The organism is Novosphingobium sp. KACC 22771 (genome assembly GCF_028736195.1).
GTDB lineage: Bacteria > Pseudomonadota > Alphaproteobacteria > Sphingomonadales > Sphingomonadaceae > Novosphingobium.
The window spans coordinates 1,796,546-1,823,469 of the sequence record NZ_CP117881.1; the positions used below are offsets into that span (position 1 = coordinate 1,796,546).

Below are 26,924 nucleotides of genomic sequence, written 5' to 3' on the forward strand. Positions count from 1 at the left end.
TCGAAAGAGCTTGCCATGGGAAGAAATATGTACGAACCAGTTCATAAATCAAAAATGGGAGAATGCGATGCGGTGGGGATTCGCGGGAATCGCGACGGCGCTGTTGTCAGGGGGCGCCTTTGCGCAGACCCACGGCGATTGGGCCACCTATGGCCATGACAAGGGCGCCCAGCGCCATTCGCCATTATCACAGATTACCCCGGCCAATGCGGCGGGGCTGGCCCCGGCATGGGTCTATCACATGCGCCCGGCCACGCCCGCGGATGCGCCCAAAGACGCCCCCAGAGATACCAACGCCGATGCCCAGCGCCGCGCAGAAGGCCTCCCGGATATGACCGCAGGTGGCGCGCCCACCGGCCCGCGCGCACTTCGCAGCCGTTTCGCCGGGTCCGAGGTGACCCCGCTGGTTGTGAACGGGCGGATGTTTGTCTCCACGCCCTATGGCCGCGTCGTGGCGCTGAGCCCTGATACGGGCGCGGAACTGTGGGCCACGGCCATTCCCGGCCCCGGCCAGCCTTCGCTGCGCGGGGTTGAATACTGGGCGGGCGACGCGCAAACGCCCCCACGCATCGTGTTCGGCACACGCGATGGTCGGCTGATTGCGCTGGATGCGGCAACAGGCGCCTTTGCCCAGGGTTTTGGCGACCGTGGCGTGGTCGAGATGAAGACGCCCGAAATCCTGAACGGCGCCGAGGCCCGCTTCTATGGCATGACCAGCCCGCCCATCGTCTATGGCAACCTGATCATCACCGGCAGCGCGGTGCAGGAATTCCCGGCCAAGGGCGCAGCAGGCGATGTGCGCGCATGGGACGCGCGCGATGGCCATCTGGTCTGGACCTTCCATTCCGTGCCGCGCAAGGGCGAGAAGGGCTATGACACTTGGGCGCCGGGCAGCGCGGAGGGGCGCAGCGGGGTCAATGCCTGGGGCTTTCTCAGCCTCGATGAGAAGCGCGGCATTGTGTACATGCCCTTTGGCGCGCCCACCTTCGACCGCTATGGTGGCGACAGGGCAGGGGACAATCTGTTCGGCACGTCATTGGTGGCGGCGGACGCCAAAACGGGCAAATATCTCTGGCATTTTCAGGTGGTTCATCATGACATCTGGGACGGCGACTTAGAAGCAGCACCCCTGCTGTTCGACGCCAAGGTCAAGGGTAAAACGGTCCCTGCCGTCGCCGTGATCTCGAAATCCGCCCTGCTATTCGTGTTGAACCGCGAGACGGGCAAGCCGATCTTCCCCATCTCCGAGCGAAAGGTTCCGGGCAGCGATGTGCCGGGCGAAAAGCCATCTCCCACCCAGCCTTTCCCGCTGATCACGCCACCACTGGGGCGCACGAGTTTCTCGATCAAGACGGACATCACCGATCTGACGCCCGAACTCCACGATACCTGTGCGAAATGGATTGCCGATAATCAGATGGTTGAAGGCCCGATCTATACGCCGGTCCATCTGGACAAGGTGACGATCAGCTTCCCCGGTCTGCTGGGCGGGGGCAATTGGGGCGGGGCGACCTATGATCCGGCGCAGCGCCTTTTGGTGGTCAACACGCATGATCTGGGGCAGGTGACCAAACTGGTGCCGTCCAAGGGGCCTCTGCCTTTTGAGCGCGGCCAGCCTTCGGGCCGGTTCCGTCCCGACAATTCGCGCCTGCTGTGTCAGAAGGGGCCGTGGGGGCGCCTTTGGGGCGTGGATATGGTCACGGGCAAGATCCGTTGGCAGGTGCCGTTGGGCATTTCCGACGAGGCGCCAGAGGGCAAGAAACTGACCGGGCGGCCCAATATGGGCGGGGCGATCACCACGGCGGGCGGGCTGACCTTTGTGGGGGCGACCGATGATAACCGCTTCCGCGCCTTTGCCACGGCAACGGGCAAGATGGTGTGGGAGGTAAAGCTGGACGCCGCCGCCCATGCCACGCCGATGACCTATGCGGGGCGGGATGGGCGGCAATATGTCGCCATCGCGGCCACGGGGGGCACTTTCCTCGACAGCCCGCTGACATCGGACACGATCACTGCCTTTGCCCTGAAATCCAAGGAGGCCGGACAATGAAAATCGCGCTTCGTTTTGCTGCCTGCGCCCTTTTGGCCCTGACGCTTTCGGGGCAGGCTTCGCCCCCGGCTGGCCCGCCGCGCACCCCGCCGCCCGGCTATCAGGATGTCTATGCGGGTAAAAAGCGCCTGCTGATTATCGCCGACCTTTCGACCGGCAATCAAAGCGCGCATATGGCGGTCAGCCATGCCGTCTCGGTCATCGAACAGATCGGGCGCGAGAGCGGGGCCTATGTCAGCTTTATCCGCACGGACATGGACTGGATCACCAAGGGCGAGACCTGGGGCAAGTTCGACTATGCACGAGGAGGGCCGAAGCAGGCGCGGGGCAAGAACCTCGACTATTTCGACGCAGTGCTGTTCTACACCAACGGCGATACCACCCTTTCGCCCCAGCAGAAGCAGGACCTGCTCGATTACGTGGCCAAGGACGGCAAGGGCTTTATCGGCATCCATACCGCCACCGCCACCGCCACCAACTGGCCCGAATATGGCGAGATGCTGGGCGGGGTTTTCGACAATCACCCATGGATGATTTCGGACGCCAAAATCATTGTCGAGCGGCCCGGATTTCCCGCCATGAAGGCTTTCAAGACCGGCATGGTGCTGAAAGACGAGCATTACCAGATGCTGCCCAACCCCTATTCGCGCGACAAGGTGGACGTACTTGCCCGCATCGACACGTCCAGTGTCAACATGGCCGCGCCCATGGTCCACCGCAAGGATGGCGATTTCCCCGTCGCGTGGATCAAATCCTATGGGCAGGGCCGCGTGTTCTATTCCGGGCTGGGGCACACAGACGCCAGTTGGGACGATCCGCGCATCCGCACGATGGTGTTGGAGGCGGTGAAATGGGCGGTGAATGGGGGGGAGAAGCCGGTGCCGCATGGGATGAAGTGAGCGGGGGATTTATGCCTCCGGCGGGCAAAGGGCGGGGGCCCTTTGCAATCCCATTACGGGGGTGGCGTTGGGTTCGCGGCGTTGCGTGTGCCATGGATGAAAGCCTGCGGCGCTATGTGTCGGCGCCGCAGGCTTTAAAAATTCAAAGGTGCGTCCGACACTTGAGGTCGAACCCGTGGCGCAACGCAGACAGTCATGGGAGCGCGAGGGACGAGTCCCTCGCATTTAACCCTTACTTCCCCACTCCATAATTCCGCGCCAGATAGGCCACGATCACATCATAATCCGCGTCCGACACCTTGGCGCCCTTGCCGACCATCTGATCGACCACTTCGGCCCATTTGTCGGCATCATAGCGCTTGCTGGCAACGATGGCTGGCGGGTGGCACGCGGCGCAGGCGGTCTGTACCGCGGCCTGACCTTCTCCGGCGGGGAAAGAGGGCGCGCTATCCTGCGCCCTCAGCCCGCCGCCCAACAGCGCCGCCAGCAAGGGCAATGCCATCCATACCGGCTTCATTTCGCCGCGATCTTCTTGTCGAGGCGGGCGTGGAGGAAATCGAACGTGGCATTCATCGCGCGCAGTGTGGCCTCGCGGGTCTGTTCGGGGGTTTTGCCGATGAAGCTGTGGTCGACGCCCTCGATATAGATGCTTTCCACCGGCACGCCGGCCGCCTTCAGCTTGTGCTCGCCCAGATGCGATTGGGCCACCGGAACCGTCTTGTCCTCTGTGCCGTGGATCAGCAGGAAGGGCGGGTCTTTGGCGTCAATATAGGTGTTGGGGCTGGCGGCGGCAAATTTTTCGGCCGTGCATGGGCCGTTGCATCCCAGCAGCTTGGCTGCCGCGCCATCCTGTCCGCCGGGGCGGCTGGCGGAAAGGGCGCCGAAGTCGAACACGCCGTACCAGATCACGGCGGCCTGCACGCATTCGCTGCCCGGCGCGGCCTTGGTGCCCGGTGCATCGAGCGAGGCATCGCCGCAGCTCATCGCGGTCAGCGCCGAGAGGTGGCCACCTGCCGATCCGCCCCAGATGCCGGTGCGCGTGGGGTCAATGCCAAAGCGCGCCGCATTGCCTTTCAGGAAGCGCAGCGCCGCGCGGGCATCCTGCACCTGCGCGGGGAAGGGGGCCTCGGCGGCGAGGCGGTATTCAAGGCTGGCCACAACAAAGCCTTCGCCCGCCAGACGCGCCAGCGCGGCGGGGAAATTGGACAGCGCCCCGGTATGGCGCGTATGCCCCGCCACCCAGCCGCCGCCGTGGATATAGAGCACCAGCGGTTTTGGCCCGACGCTCTTGGGCGGCATATAGATATCGACGATCATCGGACGATAGCCCGAAATGGTGGAATAGGTGACATCGGCAAGGCTGGTCACGCCGCCTGGCCATTGGGTAACATGCACCGGATAGTGATCCTCCAGCACCGGCGCGGCCGCGACGGGAAAGACGCGCGGGGCGGGCTTGGCGGCCCCGGCCGAGGCGATACCGGGCAGCGCCATGGCCAGCGCCAGGGTAAGAAGATATTTGCTCATGAGGCCCTCTCAGACTGTGTTATGTGAACCAGATAGTACACATCAGTCGCGAGGGCGCAACGCTTCGCTTGGCACAAATTGTATCAGGCGTGCAAAAACCCGCTTATCCCGCCTTTACCCAGCGCAGGACGCAATCGATGATCTGGACCCGGCGCCGTGCCTTTTGCGCGGATTCGGCAAAGTCCACGCCAAAGTTTTGGCGGAAAGTGTACCGGTTGGATACGTTGTAGAAAGACAGCGCCGAAATCGTCATATGCAGATCGACCGGATCGATCCCGTCGCGAAACACGCCCTGATCTACACCCTTTTTCAGGATCGCGCCCAGCGCGGCAATCACCGTGCGGTTGCGTTCGCGCATGCCGGGAATCTGGGCGATATGGTCGCCCTTGTGGACGTTTTCGTTCATGACCAGACGCACGAAATCGGGATGTTCAAAGTGATAGTCGAAATTGTGCCCGATGATCGCGCGCAATGCCTGTTCGGGCGAAAGATCCTCGAACCGCGCGGCCTGCTCCTGATTGCGGATCGTTTCATAGGCGCGTTGCAAAACGGCCTGATACAGCCCGTCCTTGCTGCCGAAATGATAATAGATCATCCGCTTGGAGGTCTGGGTCTTTTCCGCGATCTCGTCGATCCGCGCGCCGGCAAGCCCTTTTTCGGAAAATTCATGGCCCGCAACTTCAAGAATGTCCTCGCGCGTGCGCAGCGCGGTCAACTGACGCTTGGACAGGCCCGCGGTTTCAGATTGGCCCGTATTTTCCGATTCCACCGTGCTGTCCTGCGTCACCTTGCCTGCAACTCCCGCGGGTCAGGGCGATCCCGTGCCCGAACCGTCATCGGACTAGCCCAAGCATCGCCGCTTGTCATCCCCGTCGGGGTGGCAGGCGCGGGACGGATGTGCCACAAGGGGCCAAACTCTATCCGGAAAGCTCGGTTAATTCATGGAAAATAGCTCGTCCCTGCTGCATGACGGATTTCTGTTGCTGGGTTTTGCGATGGTCTTTGTGCTGGTTTTCCGGCGGTTGGGGCTGGGGGCCACGCTGGGCTATCTGCTGGCGGGCGCGGTGGTGGGGCCGCATGTGCTGGGCCTTGTGGGCGAGGCCGAGCAGAAGTTGGGCTTTGCCGAACTGGGCATCACGCTGCTGCTGTTTCTGGTCGGTCTGGAATTGAACCCGGCGCGCCTGTGGAAGATGCGGCGCGATATTCTGGGGCTGGGTGCAATACAGGTGGTGGCCTGCGGGGCGGCGCTGGCGGGCTTTATCTATGTGGCCACGATGCTCTCGCCCATGGCGGCGCTGGCGCTGGGGATGCCGCTGGCGCTGTCCTCGACCGCGCAGGTTTTGCCGATGCTGCAGGCGGCGGGGCGTCTGCGCACGCCGTTTGGTGAGCGGACCTTTGCCATCCTGCTGTTTCAGGATCTCTCGATCATCCCGATGATCACGATCATCGCCACGATGAGCCGCAATCCGGCCGACGCCAACGGCCCTCCGGGCTGGCAACTGGCGCTTTATACAGTGCTGGCGATTGCGGGGCTGATCCTTGCCGGGCGCTATTTGATCCGCCCGCTGTTCCGCCTGATCGGCAATCTGGGCGAGCGCGAAATGTTCATCGTCGCCGCGCTCTTTACGGTGATGGCCAGCGCGGCGGTGATGGAGCTGTTGGGGCTCTCCACGGCGCTGGGGGCGTTTGTTGCGGGCGTGATGCTGGCGGATTCGCCCTATCGGCATGAATTGGAGGCCGATGTCGAACCGTTCCGTTCGATCCTGCTGGGGCTGTTCTTCCTTGCCGTGGGCATGATGCTCGATCTGCACACCATTGCCGAGCGGCCGTTTTTCGTCATCGGCATGGCGCTGGGACTGGTGGCGATCAAGACGCTGGTGATTTTTGGCATAGGCAAGATTTTCGGCATGGCGTGGCGCGGGGCTCTGGCGCTGGGCCTGCTGCTCAGCCAGGGCGGCGAATTCGGCTTCGTGCTGTTTACCCAGGCCCAGCACGCGCTGTTGATCGCGCCCGAGGCAGCCAGTCTGTTTGGCGCGATCGTCACCGTTTCCATGGCCACCACGCCGTTCCTGATGATGGCCACCAAACGCATGCGCGAGGAGCCGGGCAAGGCCAAGGGCGAGCGCGCCGGGCCGGAAAATGCTGATCGCGCCACCGCTATCGTTGTGGGCTATGGCCGCTTTGGCCAGAGCGTGGCCCAGATGCTGAACGCCAGCGACATTTCCGTGACCATGATCGACAGCGACATCGAGATGATCGACATCGCCAGCAGCTTTGGCGCCAAGGTCTATTTCGGCGATGGCACGCGTCTCGACCTGCTGCGTCTGGCCGGTGCCGAGGATGCCAGCATGGTCCTGTTCTGCATGGACGGCGATCAGCTCTCGGCCGATGCGGTCGAGGCGGTGCATCAGGCTTTCCCGCAGGCCAGCCTCTATGTGCGCGCCTATGATCGGCGCGCGGTGATCCGGTTGAAGAAAACACCTGCTTCACGGATCGTGCGCGAGGTGATGGAATCGGCGGTCAAGATGGCGCGCCTTGCGCTGGAGGACAGCGGGGTCAGCATTGAGGCGATCAACCGCGCCGAGGAAGTATACCGCGCCAGCGATCGGGAGCGTTTGAAGATTCAGATTGAGGCAGGCGATGTGCGCGCCGCGCGCGGTATGATCATCGTTCGTCCGGCAAGCGAGGAATAGGCGCAGCAGAGGCAGCGTTTATGTACCCGTTCGTGCAAGAGTTTATGATAGCGCTTGCATAGATGGTCTGCGCAACCTATCCATCGGCGTCATGAAACAGACTCGCGCCGATTTTGACCCTTCCGCCCCTGAAGATTTTGACAGCGCCCATGCCGAATATGCCCGCCTGCGCGCCCAATGCCCGGTGGCCCATGCCAATGAACTCGGCGGCTTTTGGGCGCTGACCAAATATGACGATGTAAAGCGGGCAGCGTCGGATTATGCCGCCTTTACCACCACGGTCCAGAATGTGGTGCCCAAGGTGGCCTTTACCGGGCGGCGGCCGCCGCTCCACCTCGATCCGCCCGAACATACGCCCTATCGCCGCGCGCTTAACCCCCTGCTTTCGCGCGAAAAAGCCGAAGCTCTCGAGCCTCGCGCGCGCGAACTCACCCGCGCCGCGCTGGCCCCTTTGGTGGCGCGGGGCGGAGGCGATATCTGCATCGAGTTTTCCTCGCATCTGCCGGTGCAGATCTTTGGCGAATGGATGCGGATGCCGTCCGAATGGCTCGAAACGCTGCATCGTCAGGGGCGCGAATTCGTGCTGGCGGTGCATTTGAACGATCCCGACAAGATGAAGGAGACCAGCCTGCGCCTCTATGACATGGCGCGCGCGCTGATCGCCATCCGGCGCGAACATCCCGAAGATCCCGCGCTCGATCCCACCGCCGCCCTGCTGGAGGCGCGGCATGAGGGGCAGGCGTTGCCCGATGAGTTGATTGTCGGCTCGGTGCGGCAAATCCTGCTGGTGGGCATTGTCGCGCCCTTGGTGATGGTGGGCAATATGGCGGTGCATCTTTGCCGCGACCGCGCTTTGCAGGATCAGCTGCGCCGGCATCCCGAGCTGATCCAGGCGGCGGTGGAGGAATTCCTGCGCCTCTATACCCCCTATCGCGGATTTGCCCGGACGGCGGTGCAGGATATTGAAATACGCGGCGAAAAAATCTGCGCGGGCGAGGCGGTGGCCTTGCTCTATGGTTCGGCCAACCGCGATGAGGAGGTGTTTCCCTATGGCGACTGTTTCATCCTCAACCGCCCCAATATTGCCGACCATCTCGCCTTTGGCCGCGGGCCGCACAATTGCCCGGGACTGCATCTGGGGCGGATGGAATTGAAGGTGGCGCTGGAGGAAATTCTGGCCGCAACGCCGGGCGGCTTTGAACTGGCGGGCGAGATTGCGATGAGCCGCTGGCCGGAAATCGGCGCGCTCTCGGTGCCGCTGCGCTTTCTTTAATCGCGGCGCAACAGGACCGAGAGGTTGTTGGCAGGCATGGGCAGCACCGCCTCGACGCGCAGACCATGGCCCGCCGCGCAAGCGCTGACATCATCGAGATCGCGCAGGCCCCATTCCGGGTCGCGCGCAAGCAGGTCGGCATCGAAGGCCTCGTTGCTCGGCTCCAGCGCCACCCCTGCGCGGCGATAGGGGCCGTAGAGATAGAGCAGCCCGCCCGCAGGCAATATCGCACCCGCCCCGCGCATCAGCCCCTCTGTGGCCGCCCAGGGGCTGATATGGATCATGTTGATGCACACAATCGCATCGGCATGCCCCACCGGCCAATCCCCCGCGGCATCCAGCGCCAGCGGTGGAGCGACATTGTCCAGCCCCTCGGCCGCCGTCCACGCCGCGATCGAGGCGCGGGCCTCGGGCGAGGGGTCGGAAGGCCGCCATTGCAGATGGGGCAGGGCGCGGGCGAAATGCACGATATGCTCGCCCGACCCGCTGGCCAATTCCAGCACCACGCCCGAGGGCGGCAATGCATCGCGCAGCACATCAAGGATGGGGTCGCGGTTGCGCGCGGCGGCGGGCGCGATACGGCGCAGGTCTGGGCTGGTCATGCCGCCGGATTAGACGCTTATTCCGACCGCATCAATCATGCCCCGCCAATCGCAGGGCGTGGGCCTCGCGATACAGGTCCTCGCGGAAATCGGGATGGGCGATGGCGATCAGAGCCTGCGCACGCTCGGCCAGCGTCTTGCCCTTCATATCGGCCACGCCATATTCGGTGACGACCAGATGCGTATCATTGCGCGACGTCGTAACCGGCCCGGACAGGCGCGGGGTAATGCGCGAAATCGTGCCGCCCGCCGCCGTGGAGTGACAGGCGATGATCGATTTGCCCCCTGCCGACATATAGGCCCCGCGCACGAAATCGACCTGACCGCCGGTGCCGGAAAATTGCCGCCCGGCGACGAATTCGGAATTGCACGCGCCGTGGAAATCGACCTGCGTGGTGGCATTGACCGAGACGACACGATCATTGCGGGCGATCACGGCGGGGTTGTTGACATATTCGACCGGAAAAGCCTGCGCGGCCGGATTGTCGTCGATGAAATCATACAGCGCCCGGTCGCCCAGCGCGAAGGTGAAGATGGTCGTGCCGGTATGGGTCTGCTTGGCCGAATTGTCGGCCACGCCCCGGCGCACCAGTTCGGCCAGGCCGGGGGTGATCAATTCGGTATGGATGCCCAGGCGGCGGTGATGATGCAGACCCGCACAGACCGCATCAGGCAGCGCGCCGATCCCCATTTGCAAGCAGGCCCCATCATCGACCAGCCCGGCAATGATCTCGCCAATGCGCGTATCGGTGGGCGAGAGAGGGGCGGTCGGGACCGTGCAAAGGGGCGTGTCGCCCTCGATCAACGCCGCCACATCGGCCAAAGGCACGCGGCAATCGCCCCGCACACGCGGCATATGGCGGTTCACTTCAAGGATCAGCCGCGCCCCCGGCTTGCGCGCCACGGCCATCGCATAATCGGTGTTGGTGCCAAGGCTGAAAAATCCCTCGTCATCCATCGGGGAAACGGTGGCGATCAGCGTATCGACGCCGACATGCTCGACCATGGATCGGGGGATCTGGCTGAAATGGGAAGGAATATAATCGACGATGAATTCATCGCTGCTGCTCTGTGTACGCCCCTTGTCCAGCCCGCGTTCAACCCCGCTGTGAAAATAGCTCATCGGGATCAGGCGGTCGGTCAATTGCGGGTCGAAAATCGTGCGCCCGACAATCGCGGTGCAAAGCATATAGTAAAAGCGTATGTCGCGCGCCGCCCCGGCCCGCGCCCCATCGGCCAGAGCATGCAGCAAAAGCGGCGGCGCCCCCGCGCCCAGCGCGAGCGCAACCCGCGCCCCATCCGGGATCATCGCAGCCGCCGCAGCCGGGGTGGTCAGGAGGGCGCGATATTGCGCATTCAGATCGATCATCACCGTCTCATCCTCTCGCGCCCCGCTGTGATGGGGTCTGCGTCTCAGCCTAGAGATAGAGGCACGCCAGGCCAAGACCCGGCATAGGTAAAACATACCCGACCATCGGATTATATGCAGGCGCGCAAAGGGCAGAATAGTCTTGCAATTACGCGCCTGTGGCACGAGAAAGCCCGGTCCCTCGCCAGAAAGCGCCCGTCAGGCATGAGCAGAATTCGCAATATCAAGGAACTGGCCGATCTGGCCGGAGTGTCGACAGGTACGGTTTCACGCGCGCTGGCGGGCTCGACACTGATCAGCCTCAAGACGCGCGAACGCATTCAGGCGTTGGCCAAGGAGCATGGGTTTCGCCCGAACCTGCTGGCGCGCAATCTGCGCATTCAGCGCACGAACACCATCGGCGTGCTGATCCCGCTGGGCCATGAAACGGCGCAGCATCTGACCGATCCTTTCTTCATCACCATGCTGGGCCTGCTGGCCGACAAATTGACCGAGCGCGGTTATGACCTGTTGCTCAGCCGCGTCATCCCCACCGACAGCGCGTGGCTCGACCGGATCGCTACATCGGGGCGGGTCGATGGGCTGATCGTGATCGGGCAATCGGATCAGGCCGCCACAATTGACGCGGTGGCGCGCGACTATCGCCCGCTGGTGGTCTGGGGCGGTTATGACGCCGACCAGGTCCATTGCAGCGTGGGCAGCGACAACCGCAAGGGCGGCGACCTGGCGGCCAGTCATCTGATTGCGCAGGGGTGCCGCAAGATTGCCTTCTTTGGCGACCCCAAGACGCGCGAAATCGAACAGCGTCTGCAGGGCGTGCGCGATGCTCTCGCCCGCGCCGGGATGGGCGAGCCGCATATTGAACCGGCGCATCTGACCGATGACGAATTCGGGCCGGAAATCGCCGGTTTTCTGGGGCAGGCCGCCGATGGGCCGATCGGCATCGTCGCGGCCTCGGATGTGATCGCGCTCAAGACCTTGCGGGCGATGGCGGGCATGGGCCTGTCGGCGCCGCATGACGTGCGCGTGATGGGCTATGACGGGCTGACCATCGGCGAGCACACCGTGCCCCAGCTTTCCACGATCTGTCAGGATTTGGCGCGCGGGGCCGAGCATCTGGTCGAGATGCTCGTGCGCCGCATCGCGGGCGAGGATACGCAAAGCGTGGTGATGGAGCCGGAACTGGTCCTGCGGGCCTCGGCGTAAGGGATCAGATCCCCAGCGCCACCGCCAGCGCGCCCAGCAGACCTGAATTTTCACCCAGCGCCGGGGCCACGATCACCTCGGCCGGATTGCCGACGAAATAGCCCGCGCCGCTCTGGGTCGCGATGGTGCGGACCTTGTCCAGCAGGCCCGGCGTGGCCGTGACCCCGCCGCCCATGACAAGGCGGGCCGGGTCCATGATCGCCTGAAACGTTACGGCGGCCTGCGCCAGATACCATGCGATGATCTCGACGCCGGGATGCCCCTCGGGCAATTCGGAGAGCGAAACGCCCCAGCGCGCGATGATCGCCGGGCCGCTGGCCAGCCCTTCGAGACAATCGCCGTGGAACGGGCAATGGCCGGCAAAATCGACGTCCTGCGGATGGCGCGGCATGCGGATATGCCCCATTTCCGGATGCGACAGACCATGCAGCAACCGCCCATCGGAAACAAAGCCGCCGCCGACCCCGGTGCCGATGGTCAGGTAGAGCAGCGAACCGGCCGCCTTGCCCGCGCCCCAGCGCGCCTCGGCCAGAGCCGCACCGTTGACATCCGTTTCCAGCCCGACGCGGCAGCCAAAGGCGCGCGCGAAAGGTCCCGTCAGGTCCGCCCCGCTCCAATGTGGCTTCGGCGTGCGGGTGACATGGCCCCATGTGGGTGATGCGCGGTTGAGGTCCAGCGGGCCAAAGCTGGCGATGCCGATGGCTTCAGGCCGCAACCCCTGTTCGCGGAACCAGCCGATGGTGGCGCCCAGCGTTTCCTCGGGCGTCGTGGTGGGGATGCGATGCCGGGCATAGATCGTGCCCTCCTCATCGGCGATGCCCGCCACGAATTTGGTGCCGCCCGCCTCAATCAGGCCAAATTGTGCCATCTTACTGTCCTTCTGCCCCAGCCTGATCTACCCACGCGCGATCGCCATCCAGCGCGATGCGGAATGTGGGCGCAGGCGTACCGCCAAAATGAGCGCGCCGCCATGCCGGATCGTCTACTTTCGTTTCCGCGGTGCAGGCCGGATAGTCGATAAAGCCCCAGACATCGAGGGTGGCGTCCACCCACCAGCTATAGGTCTGGAACGGGGCGTCATCAGGATTGGCGGCGACAAGGCCGGTGCCGTTCAAGGGGCGCCACGGCCCCAGCACATCATCGGCCACCGCGCCATAAACGCCATTGGGGCCAGAGGGGCCATCGGGGGCAAAGACCTTACGCTGGGTGGACCAGAACAGATAATAATGCCCGTGGCGGTGGATGAGGAGCGGGCGCTCCTGCTCATTGTTCAGCCCGTCAGCGCTCAGGATCGGGGGCAGGATCTGCCACTCGGTCAGCGCCTTGTTGGTGGCCCGCGCAATGCCGATGCAGCCGTTGAAGGCATGGGTCGAAGGTTTGAGCGAGCCGGTAAAGACGATGTAGGTCGAGCCATCGCGGGGATCGCGGAAATGGGCCGGATCGCGGAAACCCTTGATAAAACCGGGGGTGCCCTCGCGCTGATTGACCAGCGTATAATTCACATTGTCGGCGATGATGTTTTCATGCGGGGCGCTCCATCCGGTGATGGTGAAATCATCGGTGTTCAGCTTGCCCGTGGTCTGAAACAGGCGCTGGGCAAAGGAGCGGGCTTCCTCGCCCGGATAGCCGGCGACGGTGTAGAACAGCTTGACTTCTGCGCTTTCCGGATGCCATAGCGCGCTGCCCGCCCATTCGCGGCTGCCGGGGTTGAACCCATCGGGCAGGGCGTGGCCATGGTCGCGCCATGTGCCGTCGGCGGCATGGGTCATCAAGCGGATGCGCACGATATCATGGCGCGCTTCCGGATCGGGCAGGGCGGGCGCGCAGAGCACGAACCACAGGCTGGCCCCGTCAAACAGGGCCGTGGTGCCATCGGCATTTTGCAGCGGCCAGAGGTCCCACAGGTCAATGCCGGGCAGGATGGGATGAACATCGGCCGGATCAATCAGGGGAATCGTGTTCTGCGCGCTGGGAACAATCGCGCGAATATGATCGGCGCGCCATGTGGACATCGAGGCGGGAACGCTGGGCTGCGTCACTGTCATTCTCTCCCGGTATATTTGGCCGTTGCGGGTTTATAGGCGATGGCTTGAAGCTAGGCAATCGTTTGCATTCTTATGCACATGCAAGGCGCTACTGGGCCGTTAATTCATAGATCAGCACTTCCTCCCCCTTCATCGGGGGCAGGGGCAGACCCATTCTGGCCAGCCAGGCGCCGTCCATTTCGACCGTCGCCGCGCCATCGCGCATCAGGCTATAGCGGCGCGCAGGATCGACCATATTCAGGCGCAGATGCGGTTGATGGCGCATGGTGGTGGGCGCGGTGCGCGTAACGATCAGGAGCAGTTCCTCCTCGTCGCCATGCGCCTGCCAGACGACACTGTCGCCCGCCTCGCCCTGCCAGACGCGGCCATGGTGCAGGCGGTCGCGCAGGGCTTTGTAGCGCGCAATGGTGGCGGCCAGATCGTCCGTCTCGGCCTGCGTCAGCTTGCGCAGGTCAAGTTCGACGCCGAAATGGCCGGGCAGCGCTACCCCTGCGCGGAAGGGCATCGACTGCATCCGCCCCGTCGAATGGGCGGGGCAGGCGCCGACATGGCTGCCCATCACCTCGGGCGGCATGAATTGCAGGAAGCCGCGCTGGATTGAGACACGGCTGATCGCGTCGATGCAATCGCTGGTCCAGAAACGGTGCGTATGGGCGATGACGCCCGCATCAATGCGCCCGCCGCCGCCTGCGCAGCTTTCGATTTCCACATCGGGAAATGCCGCGCGCAGGCGCGCCATCAATGCATAGGTTCCAAGTACTTGAGTGCGGAACTTCGCGTTGTTTCCGGCATGGGTCAGGTCGCGGTTGTGGTCCCATTTGAGATAGGAGATGGGAAGCTCGCGCAAATGTCCCGCCACCGCCTCGAACAGGTAATCGCGCACTTGTGGCAGGCTCATGTCCAGCACAAGCTGGTTGCGCGCGCCCAGCAAGGGGCGGCCCGCGATATGCAGCGCCCAGTCGGGATGGGCGCGGTAAAGGTCGCTGTCGGGGTTGATCATTTCGGGTTCGACCCAGAGGCCGAATTCCATGCCCAGATCGACCACATGGCGCGCCAGAGGCATCAGCCCATCGGGATATTTGCGCGCATCGACCACCCAATCGCCCAGCGAGGAGGTGTCATCATCGCGCCCCTTGAACCAGCCGTCGTCCAGCACATAGCGCTCGATCCCCACGCGCGCGGCGGCCTCGGCCAGTTCTTTCAGCGCATCAAGATCGTGGTCGAAATAAAAGCCTTCCCATGTGTTGAGATGGACCGGGCGGGGCTTCATCGCGCCATCAGGCCAGGTTATCCGGGCGCGGATGGCGCGGTGAAACGCCCATGACACGCCATTGGCCCCATCGGCCGAGGTGGTGGCAAGGATCTCGGGCGTGGTCACGCTTTCCCCCGGCGCAAGGCGCAATTCGCCCGGCGCCAATGCTTCGCCCATGATCCACTGACGGCGGCCATCGTCGAGCCATTCGATGCTCTGCGTGTGATTGCCGCTCCACGCCAATTGCGCGCCATAGGCGGCCCCATCGGCGCAGGAAACAATCGCGCCGGGAAAGCAATCGTGGCTGGTCAGCCCGCGCCGGTTTTCGCGCTGCCACTGGCTGCGGGTCAGCGTATCGTCGATGGCGACAAATTCGCTGTTATGCCGCCCGCCATAGGAGCGGACATGCGCCGCATCGGCGGGCAGGGGCAGATTGCCCGAGGCCAGAAAACCGACCTCCAGCCAGTCATCGCCCGTATTGGTCAGCATGGTGGTAATCGTGAGCGTGTCCGTTGCCGGATCGAGCTGGGCGGTGATGGCAACAGCGATCCGCGCCACATCATCGGCCAGATGAAAGATCACGCCATTGGCGATGGTTTCAACCCGCGTTGCACAGATTTGCTGCGCCCAATCCGCCCCGGCGCGATGCGCCATCAGCGCGCTTTTGCCGAACCAGCCCATGCCCATCGTGGGAAAGATCGAGAGCGGTTGGTCGAAATGCAACGAGAAGCTGGGTTCGGGCCGCGTGTCGCGCAGGGGTGCGGGCGGCGCGACCCCGTCGGGCAGGCGCGGCCCCCAATAGCGCCAGAGCGGCGCCTCATCGGGCCGCACTTCCCAAATGGCCGTGCAGGCGGGCGAATGGAGCGTGATGAAGTCAGGCCGCACGAGGCTTTTCCTCCGACATGTCGCGCACGCGCAGCATGGTCAGCGCGGCGAAAAACAGGAGAAGGGCGGCAAAGCTGATCGCATGGCGCGGGTCAGAGCCCAGCAGATGGCGATAGATCCAGCCGAAGGTCAGCCCGTTGATCAGCATGGGCACCACGATCATCATATTGAAAATGCCCATATAGACCCCTGTTCTTTCCGGCGGGATGGCGCGGGCAAGGATGACATAGGGGTTGCCCATGATGCTGGCCCAGCCAAGGCCGAGGCCGAGCGCGGGGATCAGCAGCGCAAGGTGGCTGCCCAGTTCGGGCATGGCCAGCGTGGTGAAGAAAGCCGGGGCATGGCCCGACCCTGCGCCCACGCCGGGCAGCATCAGCAACGAAAGCGCGCAGGCCATCAGCGCCGCCATATGCATCCGCGAGGCGCCAAACCGCCGCGCCAGAGGCACCATGGCAAAGGCCGCCACAAACCCGATCAGATTGTAAAAGGCCCCCAATTGCTGGGTGGTCAGCACCGCATCGCGGAACAGGGCGCTGGTCTTGTCCGCCGTGCCAAAGGCCGAACGGCCGATGGAAAGCGCGGCATAGGACCAGTAGATCGAAAAGCCATACCATTGAAACAGGCTCATCCATGCCATTTGCCGCATGGCGCGGGGCATTTCGACAATCGCCTGCACAATCTCGCGCAGCGCCGCGCCCGCCGATTTTTCCGTGGCGGCGATGCGCTCGCGCTCGTCGGGCGTGGTGGGCAATTCGGGCACGCGCAGCACTGACCACAGGATCGTGCAGATCGACAGGACCGCCCCGATCAGGAAGGAAATATGCGTGATCGTGGGGATATTATGCGCATCCACCGCATTGCGATCCACCCCGAACCAATAGACCAGGATCGAAGGGCTGAGGAAGGCGAGGCATTGCGCCAGCCCGGTAAAGGCGCTCTGGCTGAGAAAGCCGATCTCGTGCTGGTCGGCGTTCAGCCGGTCGGAGACATAGGCGCGATATGGCTCCATTGTGGTGTTATTTCCCGCATCCAGCAGCCACAGCAGGCTGGCCGCCATCAGCAGGCTGGAGGAATGCGGCATCAGAAACAGGCCGATGCTGCACAGGATCGCGCCGATCAGGAAATAGGGCGTGCGGCGGCCAAAACGCGAATCCGTCCGGTCGCTCATCGCGCCCACCAAAGGCTGGATCAGCAACCCCGTCATCGGGCCCGCCAATTGCAGGATCGGCAGGCTGGCCTCATCGGCACCCAGCCATGAATAGATCGGCACCATATTGCCCTGTTGCAGGCCAAAGCTGAATTGCAGCCCCAGAAAACCGAGGTTCATTTCAACAATGCGCAGCAGCGAGAGATGCGGCTTTCGCGCATGGTTGCGGGCCGGTTGGGCGGCCAGATCGGCGGGGGCGGCGTGGGCCATGGGCATCCTTTCCTGACGCCCTCTTCATGGGGCTGAATCGTTCTTGAGGCTTTGGCTTACCCTGTGTCTCGAAGAAGTGCAACAATCGTTTGCATTCTGATTGCGGGCGCTGTGATTCGCGCCGTCTCATATGCGGCGATTTTGCTGATGGGTTGGTTTCGCCTCTTGGGGCAATCATCTCCATATCGGATGGATTAGCGCCTAATCCGCATCACGCCTTGGCGTAACCTTAACCCGCGCAGAGCAGGGTGCAATGCGCTGTCATCATTCAATCTATTTCAATCCGGATTAGGCGGTGTAGCCGATATGCCACAGCGAGGGAAAAGTGCGATATCGGCTATGCACTCGATTGCAAAAGCTATTGCAACCGATTGTTTTGGGGTTTAGAGGGGTTCTCATGAGCTGCCCGGAATAACCCGGGGGCATTTCATACCTCTTGGGGGAGGATCTGATCATGAAATCAGTTTTCAAGTCGTGCGTGTCGTTTGCTGCGCTGGGTCTGGCCAGCCTTTCGGCACCCGCCTTCGCCGCCGATCAGGCCGCCGCGCAGGCTCCTGCCGCCGATGACGGGCTGAACGCCATCGTCGTTACCGCCTCGACCGGCGACAAGACCAAGCTCAACAGTTCGATCTCGATCTCCTCGGTTTCGGCCTCGACCATCGCCGATTTCCACCCCGCCTCGCAGGGCGACCTGCTGCGTCTGCTGCCCGGCCTTCAGCCCAACGTTTCCGGCCCCGGTGGCAACGGCAACTTTGCCGTTCGCGGTCTGCCTGTGGCCACCGGCGGCGCCACCTTTGTCCAGCTTCAGGAAGACGGCCTGCCGCAGGTTCTCTATGGCGACATCCAGTTCGGCAACAACGATTATTTCACCAAGTTTGACGCGCTGACCGAGAGCGTGGACGCGGTGCGCGGCGGCACGGCCGCCACCCTGGCCAGCCAGGCGCCGGGCGCAGTCATCAACTATCTGAGCAAGACCAGCAAGTCCGAGGGCGGCTTTGTCGAGCTGGAGAAAGGCGTGAACTTTGACTACACCAAGGTCAATTTCCGCGATTCCGGCATCATCAACGACACGCTCTATTACAACCTGGGCGGTTTCGTGAACATCGGCCATGGCCCGCGCCATGCGTCCTACAATGTCTCAAAGTCCTATCAGATCCGCGGCAACATCACCAAGGAACTGGCCGACGGCAAGGGCTATCTGCGCCTGCTCTTCAAGGTGGCCGATACGCAGGAGCCCAATGATACCGGCGGCATCGCCTGCGGCAACATCTCGGGCGGCACCGGCTGGGGCGGCAAGGTCAGCAATCTTGGGCCTTGCAGCAATTTCGACACGCGCAAGCAGTCCATCTATTCGCTCAACAACGCCTCCTTCTATTACGTGGACGTGGACGGCACCCGCAAGCAGACGCCGCTGAACGGCATCACCACCAAGCAGAAGACGCTGCAGCTCCAGTTCCACTATGAATTCACGCCCCAGATCAAGCTGGACAACAATGCGCGCTACAGCTCGATCAGCGGCGGCTTCTCGTCCGGCTTCTTCAACGCCGCGCCGACCTCCAGCGTGATCGGCACCGCGCCCAACGAACTGACCGCCGCCACGGTGGCGCAGGTGCGCTATGCCAACGGGCCGAACGCGGGCGCGCTCTACACCAACCCGCTGCTCAACAACAACACCAACGTCTATGCCCGCATTCGCGATCTGGGCAGCTTCGTCAACGACCTGAAACTGTCGGGCAAGTTCGACCTGACGAACAAGATCCGCGCCAACATCTATGCGGGCTGGTTCTTCATGAGCCAGAACATTGCCATGGACTGGCACACCAACAAGACCTTCAGCGAGGTGAGCGGCAACAATCCGGCCATGCTGGACCTTTATGACTCGGCCGGCAATCTGCTGACGGCCAATGGCATTGCCGGTTATGGCAACAACTGGGGCTCGTGCTGCGCCCGCAATTACGATTACACCTTCACCGACAATGCGCCCTATCTGAGCCTCAACCTGGACGGCGGCGAATGGCAGCTCGACGGTTCGGTCCGTCAGGATTTCAACCACGGGCAGGGCACCGGTTCGATCAGCACCGGCACGGCCTACACCGCCAATGTGCTGCAATATAATCCGGTGAAGGCCGCCAATGTCACCACGGCCATCCCCTATTACCTGCCCGATGCCCCGGCTGAAGTCATCAATTACAGCAAGCAGATGACCTCGTGGTCCTTTGGCGGTCTGTATAAGCCGATGCAGAACATGTCGCTGTTCGTGCGCGCCTCGCGCGGCTCGCGCTTTAACGCGGACCGCATGACCTTCAACGGCTATTTCAACCGCGACGGCTCGCTCAACAACACCAGCGGCGCGGCGGCGGTGTCCGATTATGTCAATCAGTATGAAGTGGGCTTGAAGAACGGCGGCGGCCTACTGGGCGGACGCTATACCGCCGAACTGACGGTCTATCGTTCAAACTTCAACATCACGACCTATGAGCTTTCGGCCACCAAATGCGGCGGCGTGGCCACGGGCTGCATTATTGCCAACAAGTATCGCACGATGGGCGCGGAATTCTACGGCACCTATCGCCGTGGTCCGTTCAACTTCATCGCCAACCTGACCTATAACAAGGCCGAAAAGATGCCTGCCGGTTCGGCCGCCTATATCCGCTCGGACTCGATCCCCGATCTGTCCTATACGTTCGCGGCCAATTACTCGATCACTGACAATGCCTCGGTGGGCGCGAATGTGACCGGCGTGACCAGCACGGTGGACAACAACGGTCTGGAATATCCGGGCGCAGCGGTGGTCGGTGCGAATGTAAAGTACAGCCCGATCAAGAACCTGCAACTGGGTCTCAATGTCCAGAACCTGTTCAACACGCTGACCGCGATGGGGCCGGGCAACAGCATTGCCAGCACCAGCGGCAACAATGCGGTCATCAACATCACCAGCATGGTGGGCCGCACGGTCATGGGCTCGGCACGTTTCAGCTTCTGATAACGACCGAACGGGTTGCAAATGAGATGGGCGGGCACGGAAGGACACTTCCGGCCCGCCTTCTTTTTGGTCTATAGAAAAGCCATATGGGAGACGGTGAGTGAGCGATTCCGATCGGAAAATCCGCAAGGTGCTGGTGGTCGGCGGCGGATCGGCGGGCTGGATGACGGCGGCGATGCTGGCCAATGCGCTGAAACAGAATTGCGCGATCACGCTGATTGAAAGCGAGGAGATCGGCACCGTCGGCGTCGGCGAGGCGACCATCCCGCCCATCCGCATCTTCAACGAAACGCTGGGCATTGACGAGCGCGAGTTCATGGCCGCCACCAAGGGCAGCTTTAAACTGGGCATCGAATTTGTCGGCTGGGGGCATGAGGATAATCGCTATTTCCACCCCTTTGGCCCGCATGGCCGCAATTTCGACATGGTGCCGCTGCATCAATATTGGCTGAAGGCGCGGATGGATGGGGACGATACCCCGCTCGATGACTATTCGATGGCCTGGCATATCGCGCGGGGCGGGCGTTTTTCCCACCCTTCACCCGATCAGCGCAGCGTGCTTTCGACCTTTGAATATGCCTATCATTTCGACGCGGGCCTCTATGCCCGCTTCCTGCGCGCCTATGCCGAAAAGCGCGGCGTAGTGCGGATCGAGGGCAAGATTGCCGATGTCGCGCTGGATGGCGAAACGGGCTATGTCCGCGACGTCACGATGGCGGATGGGCGCGTGATCGAGGCCGATCTGTTCATTGACTGCTCGGGCTTTCGCGGGTTGCTGATCGAGGGGGCGCTGAAGACCGGCTATGATGACTGGTCGCACTGGCTGCCTTGCGACCGCGCGGTGGCGATGCCCTGTGCCCATCCCAAATCCGATCCCAACCCCACGCCCTACACCCGCTCCACCGCGCGCGAGGCGGGCTGGCAATGGCGGATCCCGCTCCAGCATCGCATCGGCAACGGCTATGTCTATTGCAGCGATTTTATGGCGGAGGACCGCGCGGCCGACCTGCTGAGCCAGCGCCTTGATGGCGAGGCTTTGGGCGACCCGCGCCATGTGCGGTTTACCGCGGGCCGTCGCCGCCAGCACTGGAACAAGAATGTCATCGCCGTGGGCTTGTCCTCGGGTTTCCTTGAACCTCTGGAATCGACTTCGATCCACCTGATCCAGGCCAATATTTCCAAGATCCTTGCGCTTTTTCCCGACAAGGATTTTGATCCGGCCACCCGCGATGAATTCAACCGCATTGCCCATGGCGAAATGGAGCGCATCCGCGATTTCATCATCCTGCATTACAAGCTGACCCAGCGGCAGGACAGCGAGTTGTGGCGCTATGTTTCGGCCATGGATATTCCCGATACGCTGGCGCTCAAGATCGAGCATTTCCGCCGCCACGGCCGCTTGATCGCGCGCGAGCTTGACCTGTTTGCTCCGCCCTCCTGGCTCTCGGTGCATGTGGGGCAGGGGAATATGCCGGAGGGCCTTGATCCGCTGATCGACTATCGCGGGGTGGATGCGCGCGACTGGCTGGGCAAATTGCGCGGCGCGATGGCGGCCGAGGCGGCGCGCATGCCGATGCACGGCGCGGTTCTGGCCCGGCACTGCGCGGCACCATGAGCTCTCTGGCGATCCAGTGGCGGGATCGCGCCCGCGCCTTGCGCTCGATGCAGCGCATGATCGAGGCCGATGAGGCCATCGCGCAGGCGCGCGCGCTGGCCCCCGATGACCGCCTGATCGCCTTTCTCCATGCCCAATCGCGCTATGAACTGGGCCATCCGGCGGCGGATCTGTTTGCGCAGGTCTGCCGTCTGTGGCCTGACAATCCCGATGCGCTGCGCAATCAGGCCATGGCGCTGGCGGCCGAAGGGAATGTCAGCGCGGCCGTGGATATGCTTTACGCCGCGCTCAGGCAAAATCCGCAATGGCTCGATGGGCATCGCGTGCTGGCCTCGCTGCGCTGGGTCGCGGGCGATGCGCAGGGGTTTGATGCTTCCTATGTCGAGGCCGCGCGCGCGCATCCGCGCGCCCAGGGCCTGTGGCTGGGCTGGTTTTCCGCTGTGGCGCAGCATCGCGACTGGCCCCGCGCCCGCGCCATTCTGGACGAGGCCGAACACCATCTGGGCCAGACCAAGCCACTGACCGAAGCCCGCCTGTTCATCGCCAATGAGAGCGGAGACGAAGCCGAAACCGCGCGCCTATTGGCCGCGACATCGGCCTGGGATGATCCCTTTATCCAGATCGCGCGCATCCGCGCCGCCCTGCGCGCGGGCGATCCGGCGCGCGCGCTGGCCATCGCCTTGCCCTTGGCCCAGGCCGCGCCCGGATCGCCGTTGGCGGGACAGGCCTGGCCCTATGTCTCGACCTGCTGGCGGCTGCTTGATGATGCACGCGGGCGCTGGCTGGACGGCGATTTTGTGCGCAGCATGGATGTGGGGTTGAGCGAGGCGGAGCTGGACGAACTGGGCGATTGCCTGCGCGCCCTGCATACCGCGCAATTGCCCTATCCGGAACAATCGGTGCGCGGGGGGACGCAGACGGATCGCTCGGTCCTGCTGCGCCACGAGCCGATCCTGCAACGCGCGCGCGCCGCGCTGATGGGCGCGGTGGCAGATTACGTCGCCGCCTTGCCCGCGCCCGATCCGGCCCACCCTCTGCTCTCGCGCGCCCGGAGCGAGCAGAGTATCAGCGGCAGTTGGTCGGTGCGCCTGACGGGCGGTGGCTATAACATTCCCCATTCGCACCCGATGGGCTGGATCAGCAGCGCCTTTTACGTCAGCCTGCCCGGGGATGCGGCGCCCGCGCCCGCCGGTCATTTCCACTATGGCGCGCCGCCGCTCGAACTGGGCCTCGATCTGGCGCCCTGCGCCACCATCGCGCCGCGCCGGGGCGATGTGGTCCTTTTCCCCTCGACGCTATGGCACGGCACCATGCCGACGGCCTCGGGCGAGCGGCTCAATATCGCCTTTGACGTGGTGCCCGCTCAGCACTGAAAGGCGATGCGATAGCGCAGACTGCGGCGCTCTCCTGCGGGCACAAGATCCTGCGGCCCCCATTCGCCCCGGCCAAAACTGTTGGGGGCATGGCTGACGGGTTCGATGCAGAAATAGTCTTCATCGCCGGGGCAATAGACGTGAAACCCCGCGCCGGGGCCGGACAGGGTTACGGTCCATTCAGGGCCGCCGATGACGATGCAAGGGTCGGGCGCGACGAAGAAGTTGTCCAGCCCCTCCAGCGCATCGATGCCTACCGGCGCGCCGGAAAACAGGCCCGATTCCTGCGGATGGACGGCAAGACCTGTGGGATCGTTGAACCACATCACCTCGGCGTTCGCCGTGACGGTGCTTTGCGGGCTGCGTGCGAAATAGGGGTGGATGCCAAATCCGGCGGGCATCGCCTCGCTCTCATGCCGGTTCTCGATGGTCATATCGATCCACAGGCAATCCCGCTCCAGCGTGAAGGTCTGCCACGCGGTATAGGGCCATGGCCATGCATTCGCCTCATCGGTCGCCTCGTCCAGCCGCAGCGTGGCATGATCGGGCCCGGCCTCCTCAACGCTCCAAACCCGCTGCCAGCCATGACCGTGGATGGCATGGGGCGCGCTCAGCGGATCGACCCTGATCGCGCGATCCTGCCCGTTCAGCCTGATACGCCCATGGGCAATCCGGTTGGCAAAGGGCAGCATCGGAAAGCACGCCATATCCAGCGTATGATCGCCATCCTTGCGCCGCAGCACCGGCACTCCGCCGCATTCGAGCGCCTTGATCGAGCCCCCCGACGCGGGCGAGAGTTGGCAAACGGCATCGCCCTTGGCGAGGTGGATCAGCGTGTTATCGGTCATGGCCGGGGTTCTAGCCGGATGTCGGGAAAAGAGAAGGGCTGTGCAATCGGGTGGAGCGGCAAAATATGCTGCCCACCGTTGAACCGGCGTCGGGATGAATGCTATAGGCGGGGCTGTTAATGCCGCCCCGCGCGGCAATGGGCCAAGCACCCCCGCGAAGGCCTTTAACTTACCGATATTTCAGGAAAAATCATGATCGAATTGACCATCAACGGCCAAAAGCGCCGAGTCGATGCCGAGAGCGACACGCCCTTGCTCTGGGTCCTGCGCGATGATCTGGGCATGACGGGCACCAAATATGGCTGCGGCGTGGCGCAATGCGGGGCCTGCTCGGTGCTGGTGGATGGTTCGGTGATGCGCTCCTGCGTCACGCCCGTCGAGGCCGTGGCGGGCCGCAAGGTGACCACGATCGAGGCGATGGAAAAGGACCCGGTAGGCGCCAAGGTCGTCGAGGCATGGGTCAAGCATCAGGTGCCGCAATGCGGCTATTGCCAGTCGGGCCAGGTGATGGCGGCAACCTCCTTGCTGAAGCAGAACGCGCGCCCCAGCGATGCCGATGTCGAGGCCGCGATGGTCAACCTGTGCCGCTGCGGTACCTATAACGCCATCAAGGCGGCGGTGCGCGATGTCGCCGGATTGGAGAAGAAGGCATGAACCTGCCGTTTCAAACCCCGATGAACGATCCGGTCAATGTCTCGCGGCGCGGCTTTATTGCGGGCGCCGGGGCGGGCGCGCTGGTGCTGGGCTTTGGCGTGCCGATGGGCGCGGCGCGGGCGCAAGGCGCCGCCGCCAAGGTCGTGCCCGGCACGCGGGTTCCGGCCTTTCTGGCGATCCGGCCTGACAACACCATCCTGTTCCAAAGCCCGTTTGCCGAGGGCGGGCAGGGCGTGTGGACCGCGATGGCCCAGATTGTGGGCGACGAACTGGACGCCGATCCGGCCAGCTTTACAGTCGAAAATGCGCCTCCCGGCCCCGATTATCAGGTCGTGTTTGGCCAGATGCGGATCACCGGCGGGTCGATGTCTGTGCGCACCAGCTATGCCACGATGCGCAAGCTGGGCGCGACGGCGCGGGCCATGCTGGTGCAGGCCGCAGCGCAGAAAATGGGGGTTCCCGCGGGTGAACTGACCACCGAGCCGGGCCGCGTGATCCACAAGGCCAGCGGCAAGGCGATGACTTATGGCGAACTGGCGCCCGCCGCGCTGGATATGCCTGCACCCGCCAATGTGGCGTTGAAGGATCCCAAGGACTTCCGCTGGATCGGCAAGCGTCAGGCGCGTCTCGACGTGCGCGCCAAATCGACCGGCAAGGCGCAATTCTCGATCGACATGAAGGTCGACGGGATGCTCCACGCCGCAGTTCAGCACGCCCCGCGTCTGGGGCAGACGGTGGGCAAGATCCGCAACGAAGCCGAGGTCAAGGCGATGAAGGGGGTGCATTCGGTGCATGTCCTGCCCGGCGCGGTGGCGGTTGTGGCCGAGCGTTTCTGGCATGCGCGCCGCGCGGTGGAGGCAGCGCAAGTCGATTGGGCCGAGGCAACCGGCGAAACCTATCGCCCGATGCCCGCCGATTTTTCGTCCGAGGCCTTTGCACAACATCTGGCCACCTATCAGGGCAAGGAAGAGGTTGCCGAAACCACAGGCGACATGGCCGCCGCCTTTGCCGGGGCGGCCAGCACCGTCAGCGCGACCTATCACAGCCAGTTCGTCAACCATGCCCAGCTTGAGCCGCCCTCGGCGCTGGCGCGGTACAATGCCGACGGCACGCTGGATATGTGGTTTCCCAATCAGGCGCCCGAAATGTTCCTGGCCGAAATCGCCAAGGCATCGGGTCTGGCGGCGGACCAGATCACCATTCATTCGCCGCTGCTGGGCGGGTTCTTTGGCCGCCACTTCATCTATCCCCATGGCACGCCATGGCCGCAGGCTCTGGAACTGGCCAAGCGGGTGGGGCGCCCGGTCAAGCTGATCTGGACGCGCGAGGAGGAATTCCTGCGCGATCCGCTGCGCCCGATGGCGGCGGTGCGGTTTCGCGGGGCGCTGGACGCCAAGGGGATGCCGGTGGCCATCGAGGCGATCAGCGTGACCGAAGGCCCCAGCGAGGGTATTGCCGACAAGCGCGGCCCCAAGCTGGACGATGCCGCGCTGGAAGGTTTGACGGGCAAGAAATACGCGCTGTCCGCCAAGCGTATCGCGCAGGTCTATGTCAAAAGCCCGACGACGCTGGCCTATTGGCGCTCGGTGGGCAATTCGATGAATGATTTCTTTTACGAGACGTTCCTCGACGAACTGGCCGACAAGGGCGGGCAAGACCCCTATGCGCTGCGCCTGAAATTGCTGGAGGGCGATGCGCGGCTGACCAATCTGATTAAGGCGGTGGTGGATCTGGCGGGCGGATGGAAGGCCGGACCTTTCACCGCGCCCGATGGCAGCAAGCGCGCGCGCGGGATCGCCATGGCCTCGCCTTTTGGCAGCGAAACCGCCGCCATGGCCGAGGTTTCCATCGCCGATGGCCAGATCAAGGTCCACGATGTCTGGCAGGCGATTGATCCGGGCAGCATCGTCAACCCCGCGATCATCGAGGCGCAGATCAATTCCGCCGCCGCGCTGGGGCTTTCGGAAGTGCTGATCGAGGAGGCCGTTTATAAGGACGGCCTGCGCGCGGCGCGCAATTTCGACGGCTATCCGATCCTGTCGCCTGACCGGATGCCGCGTGTCCATGTGCGGATCGTGGAAAGCGGCGCGCCGATGGGCGGGATTGGCGAACCGGGGCTGCCTGCCGTGCCGCCTGCGGTGGCCAATGCGGTGTCGCGCCTTGTGGGCAAGCGGATGCGCAAGATGCCGCTGGCCGGGTTTGCGTGAGAAATGCGGGCGGCGGGGTAAAACCCGCC

The 26,924-nt window shown here is 63.6% G+C and carries 20 protein-coding genes; 10 read left to right on the forward strand and 10 right to left on the reverse strand.

Features of this window, described 5'->3' with window-relative positions:
- Window positions 1-67 precede the first annotated feature (67 nt).
- A complete protein-coding gene (locus PQ467_RS08190) occupies window positions 68-2,050 on the forward strand; it encodes a pyrroloquinoline quinone-dependent dehydrogenase (RefSeq protein WP_274176001.1) in 1,983 nt (660 codons plus the stop codon).
- Complete coding sequence (locus PQ467_RS08195; protein WP_274176002.1) at window positions 2,047-2,949, forward strand: ThuA domain-containing protein; 903 nt, start codon at window positions 2,047-2,049, stop codon at window positions 2,947-2,949. The genes PQ467_RS08190 and PQ467_RS08195 overlap by 4 nt, the downstream gene beginning before the upstream one ends.
- A gap of 232 nt (window positions 2,950-3,181) precedes the next feature.
- Here the strand turns inward: PQ467_RS08195 and PQ467_RS08200 are convergent, their stop codons facing one another.
- The 3 genes from PQ467_RS08200 to PQ467_RS08210 all read right to left on the reverse strand — a co-directional run bounded on the left by PQ467_RS08200 (window position 3,182) and on the right by PQ467_RS08210 (window position 5,260).
- Complete coding sequence (locus tag PQ467_RS08200; protein WP_274176003.1) at window positions 3,182-3,466, reverse strand: c-type cytochrome; 285 nt, start codon at window positions 3,464-3,466, stop codon at window positions 3,182-3,184.
- Window positions 3,463-4,473 (reverse strand): alpha/beta hydrolase, encoded by a 1,011-nt coding sequence (locus PQ467_RS08205; protein ID WP_274176004.1) that lies wholly within the window; start codon window positions 4,471-4,473, stop codon window positions 3,463-3,465. The genes PQ467_RS08200 and PQ467_RS08205 overlap by 4 nt, the downstream gene beginning before the upstream one ends.
- Window positions 4,474-4,576: 103 nt before the next feature.
- Complete coding sequence (locus PQ467_RS08210; protein WP_274176005.1) at window positions 4,577-5,260, reverse strand: TetR/AcrR family transcriptional regulator; 684 nt, start codon at window positions 5,258-5,260, stop codon at window positions 4,577-4,579.
- 154 nt (window positions 5,261-5,414) lie between these two features.
- Between PQ467_RS08210 and PQ467_RS08215 the strand changes: the two genes are divergently transcribed.
- A complete protein-coding gene (locus PQ467_RS08215; protein WP_274176006.1) occupies window positions 5,415-7,166 on the forward strand; it encodes a cation:proton antiporter domain-containing protein in 1,752 nt (583 codons plus the stop codon).
- 91 nt (window positions 7,167-7,257) lie between these two features.
- Window positions 7,258-8,439, forward strand: a complete 1,182-nt coding sequence (locus tag PQ467_RS08220; protein ID WP_274176007.1) for a cytochrome P450 — start codon at window positions 7,258-7,260, stop codon at window positions 8,437-8,439.
- On the opposite strand, the gene PQ467_RS08225 is transcribed toward PQ467_RS08220, so the two are convergent.
- Together PQ467_RS08225 and PQ467_RS08230 are read right to left on the reverse strand one after the other, a co-directional pair.
- Window positions 8,436-9,041 carry a DUF938 domain-containing protein gene (locus PQ467_RS08225; RefSeq protein ID WP_274176008.1) on the reverse strand — a complete coding sequence of 202 codons (606 nt, stop codon included), beginning with the start codon at window positions 9,039-9,041 and terminating at the stop codon, window positions 8,436-8,438. The two genes, PQ467_RS08220 and PQ467_RS08225, sit on opposite strands and share 4 nt — an antisense overlap.
- A 31-nt stretch (window positions 9,042-9,072) precedes the next feature.
- Window positions 9,073-10,410, reverse strand: a complete 1,338-nt coding sequence (locus tag PQ467_RS08230) for an acetyl-CoA hydrolase/transferase family protein (RefSeq protein ID WP_274176009.1) — start codon at window positions 10,408-10,410, stop codon at window positions 9,073-9,075.
- Window positions 10,411-10,614: 204 nt separating this feature from the next.
- On the opposite strand from PQ467_RS08230, the gene PQ467_RS08235 reads away from it, so the two are divergent.
- Window positions 10,615-11,616 (forward strand): LacI family DNA-binding transcriptional regulator, encoded by a 1,002-nt coding sequence (locus PQ467_RS08235; RefSeq protein ID WP_274176010.1) that lies wholly within the window; start codon window positions 10,615-10,617, stop codon window positions 11,614-11,616.
- A gap of 4 nt (window positions 11,617-11,620) precedes the next feature.
- Here PQ467_RS08235 and PQ467_RS08240 read toward each other — a convergent pair whose 3' ends face one another.
- From PQ467_RS08240 to PQ467_RS08255, 4 genes are all read right to left on the reverse strand, one after another.
- Window positions 11,621-12,484: an ROK family protein gene (locus PQ467_RS08240; protein ID WP_274176011.1), complete on the reverse strand. Its 864-nt coding sequence runs from the start codon at window positions 12,482-12,484 to the stop codon at window positions 11,621-11,623.
- Between the two features lies 1 nt (window position 12,485).
- A complete protein-coding gene (locus tag PQ467_RS08245) occupies window positions 12,486-13,661 on the reverse strand; it encodes a glycoside hydrolase family 68 protein (RefSeq protein ID WP_443192987.1) in 1,176 nt (391 codons plus the stop codon).
- A gap of 88 nt (window positions 13,662-13,749) precedes the next feature.
- Window positions 13,750-15,798 (reverse strand): alpha-galactosidase, encoded by a 2,049-nt coding sequence (locus tag PQ467_RS08250; RefSeq protein ID WP_274176013.1) that lies wholly within the window; start codon window positions 15,796-15,798, stop codon window positions 13,750-13,752.
- On the reverse strand, window positions 15,788-17,215 hold the full coding sequence (locus PQ467_RS08255) for an MFS transporter (protein WP_274176014.1): 1,428 nt from the start codon (window positions 17,213-17,215) through the stop codon (window positions 15,788-15,790). The genes PQ467_RS08250 and PQ467_RS08255 overlap by 11 nt, the downstream gene beginning before the upstream one ends.
- A gap of 454 nt (window positions 17,216-17,669) precedes the next feature.
- Between PQ467_RS08255 and PQ467_RS08260 the strand changes: the two genes are divergently transcribed.
- The 3 genes from PQ467_RS08260 to PQ467_RS08270 all read left to right on the forward strand — a co-directional run bounded on the left by PQ467_RS08260 (window position 17,670) and on the right by PQ467_RS08270 (window position 23,186).
- Window positions 17,670-20,198, forward strand: a complete 2,529-nt coding sequence (locus PQ467_RS08260) for a TonB-dependent receptor domain-containing protein (RefSeq protein WP_274176015.1) — start codon at window positions 17,670-17,672, stop codon at window positions 20,196-20,198.
- Between the two features lie 100 nt (window positions 20,199-20,298).
- The gene (locus PQ467_RS08265; protein ID WP_274176016.1) at window positions 20,299-21,813 is read left to right on the forward strand and encodes a tryptophan halogenase family protein; all 1,515 of its coding nucleotides are present in this window, start codon (window positions 20,299-20,301) and stop codon (window positions 21,811-21,813) included.
- On the forward strand, window positions 21,810-23,186 hold the full coding sequence (locus PQ467_RS08270) for a putative 2OG-Fe(II) oxygenase (protein WP_274176017.1): 1,377 nt from the start codon (window positions 21,810-21,812) through the stop codon (window positions 23,184-23,186). The genes PQ467_RS08265 and PQ467_RS08270 overlap by 4 nt, the downstream gene beginning before the upstream one ends.
- Here PQ467_RS08270 and PQ467_RS08275 read toward each other — a convergent pair.
- A complete protein-coding gene (locus PQ467_RS08275) occupies window positions 23,177-24,034 on the reverse strand; it encodes an aldose 1-epimerase (RefSeq protein WP_274176018.1) in 858 nt (285 codons plus the stop codon). The genes PQ467_RS08270 and PQ467_RS08275 overlap by 10 nt on opposite strands.
- Window positions 24,035-24,226: 192 nt before the next feature.
- On the opposite strand from PQ467_RS08275, the gene PQ467_RS08280 reads away from it, so the two are divergent.
- Together PQ467_RS08280 and PQ467_RS08285 are read left to right on the forward strand one after the other, a co-directional pair.
- The gene (locus PQ467_RS08280) at window positions 24,227-24,688 is read left to right on the forward strand and encodes a (2Fe-2S)-binding protein (RefSeq protein WP_274176019.1); all 462 of its coding nucleotides are present in this window, start codon (window positions 24,227-24,229) and stop codon (window positions 24,686-24,688) included.
- Window positions 24,685-26,895, forward strand: coding sequence for a xanthine dehydrogenase family protein molybdopterin-binding subunit (locus PQ467_RS08285; protein ID WP_274176020.1), 2,211 nt, complete (start codon window positions 24,685-24,687; stop codon window positions 26,893-26,895). Before PQ467_RS08280 ends, PQ467_RS08285 begins: the two co-directional genes overlap by 4 nt.
- Window positions 26,896-26,924 lie beyond the last annotated feature (29 nt).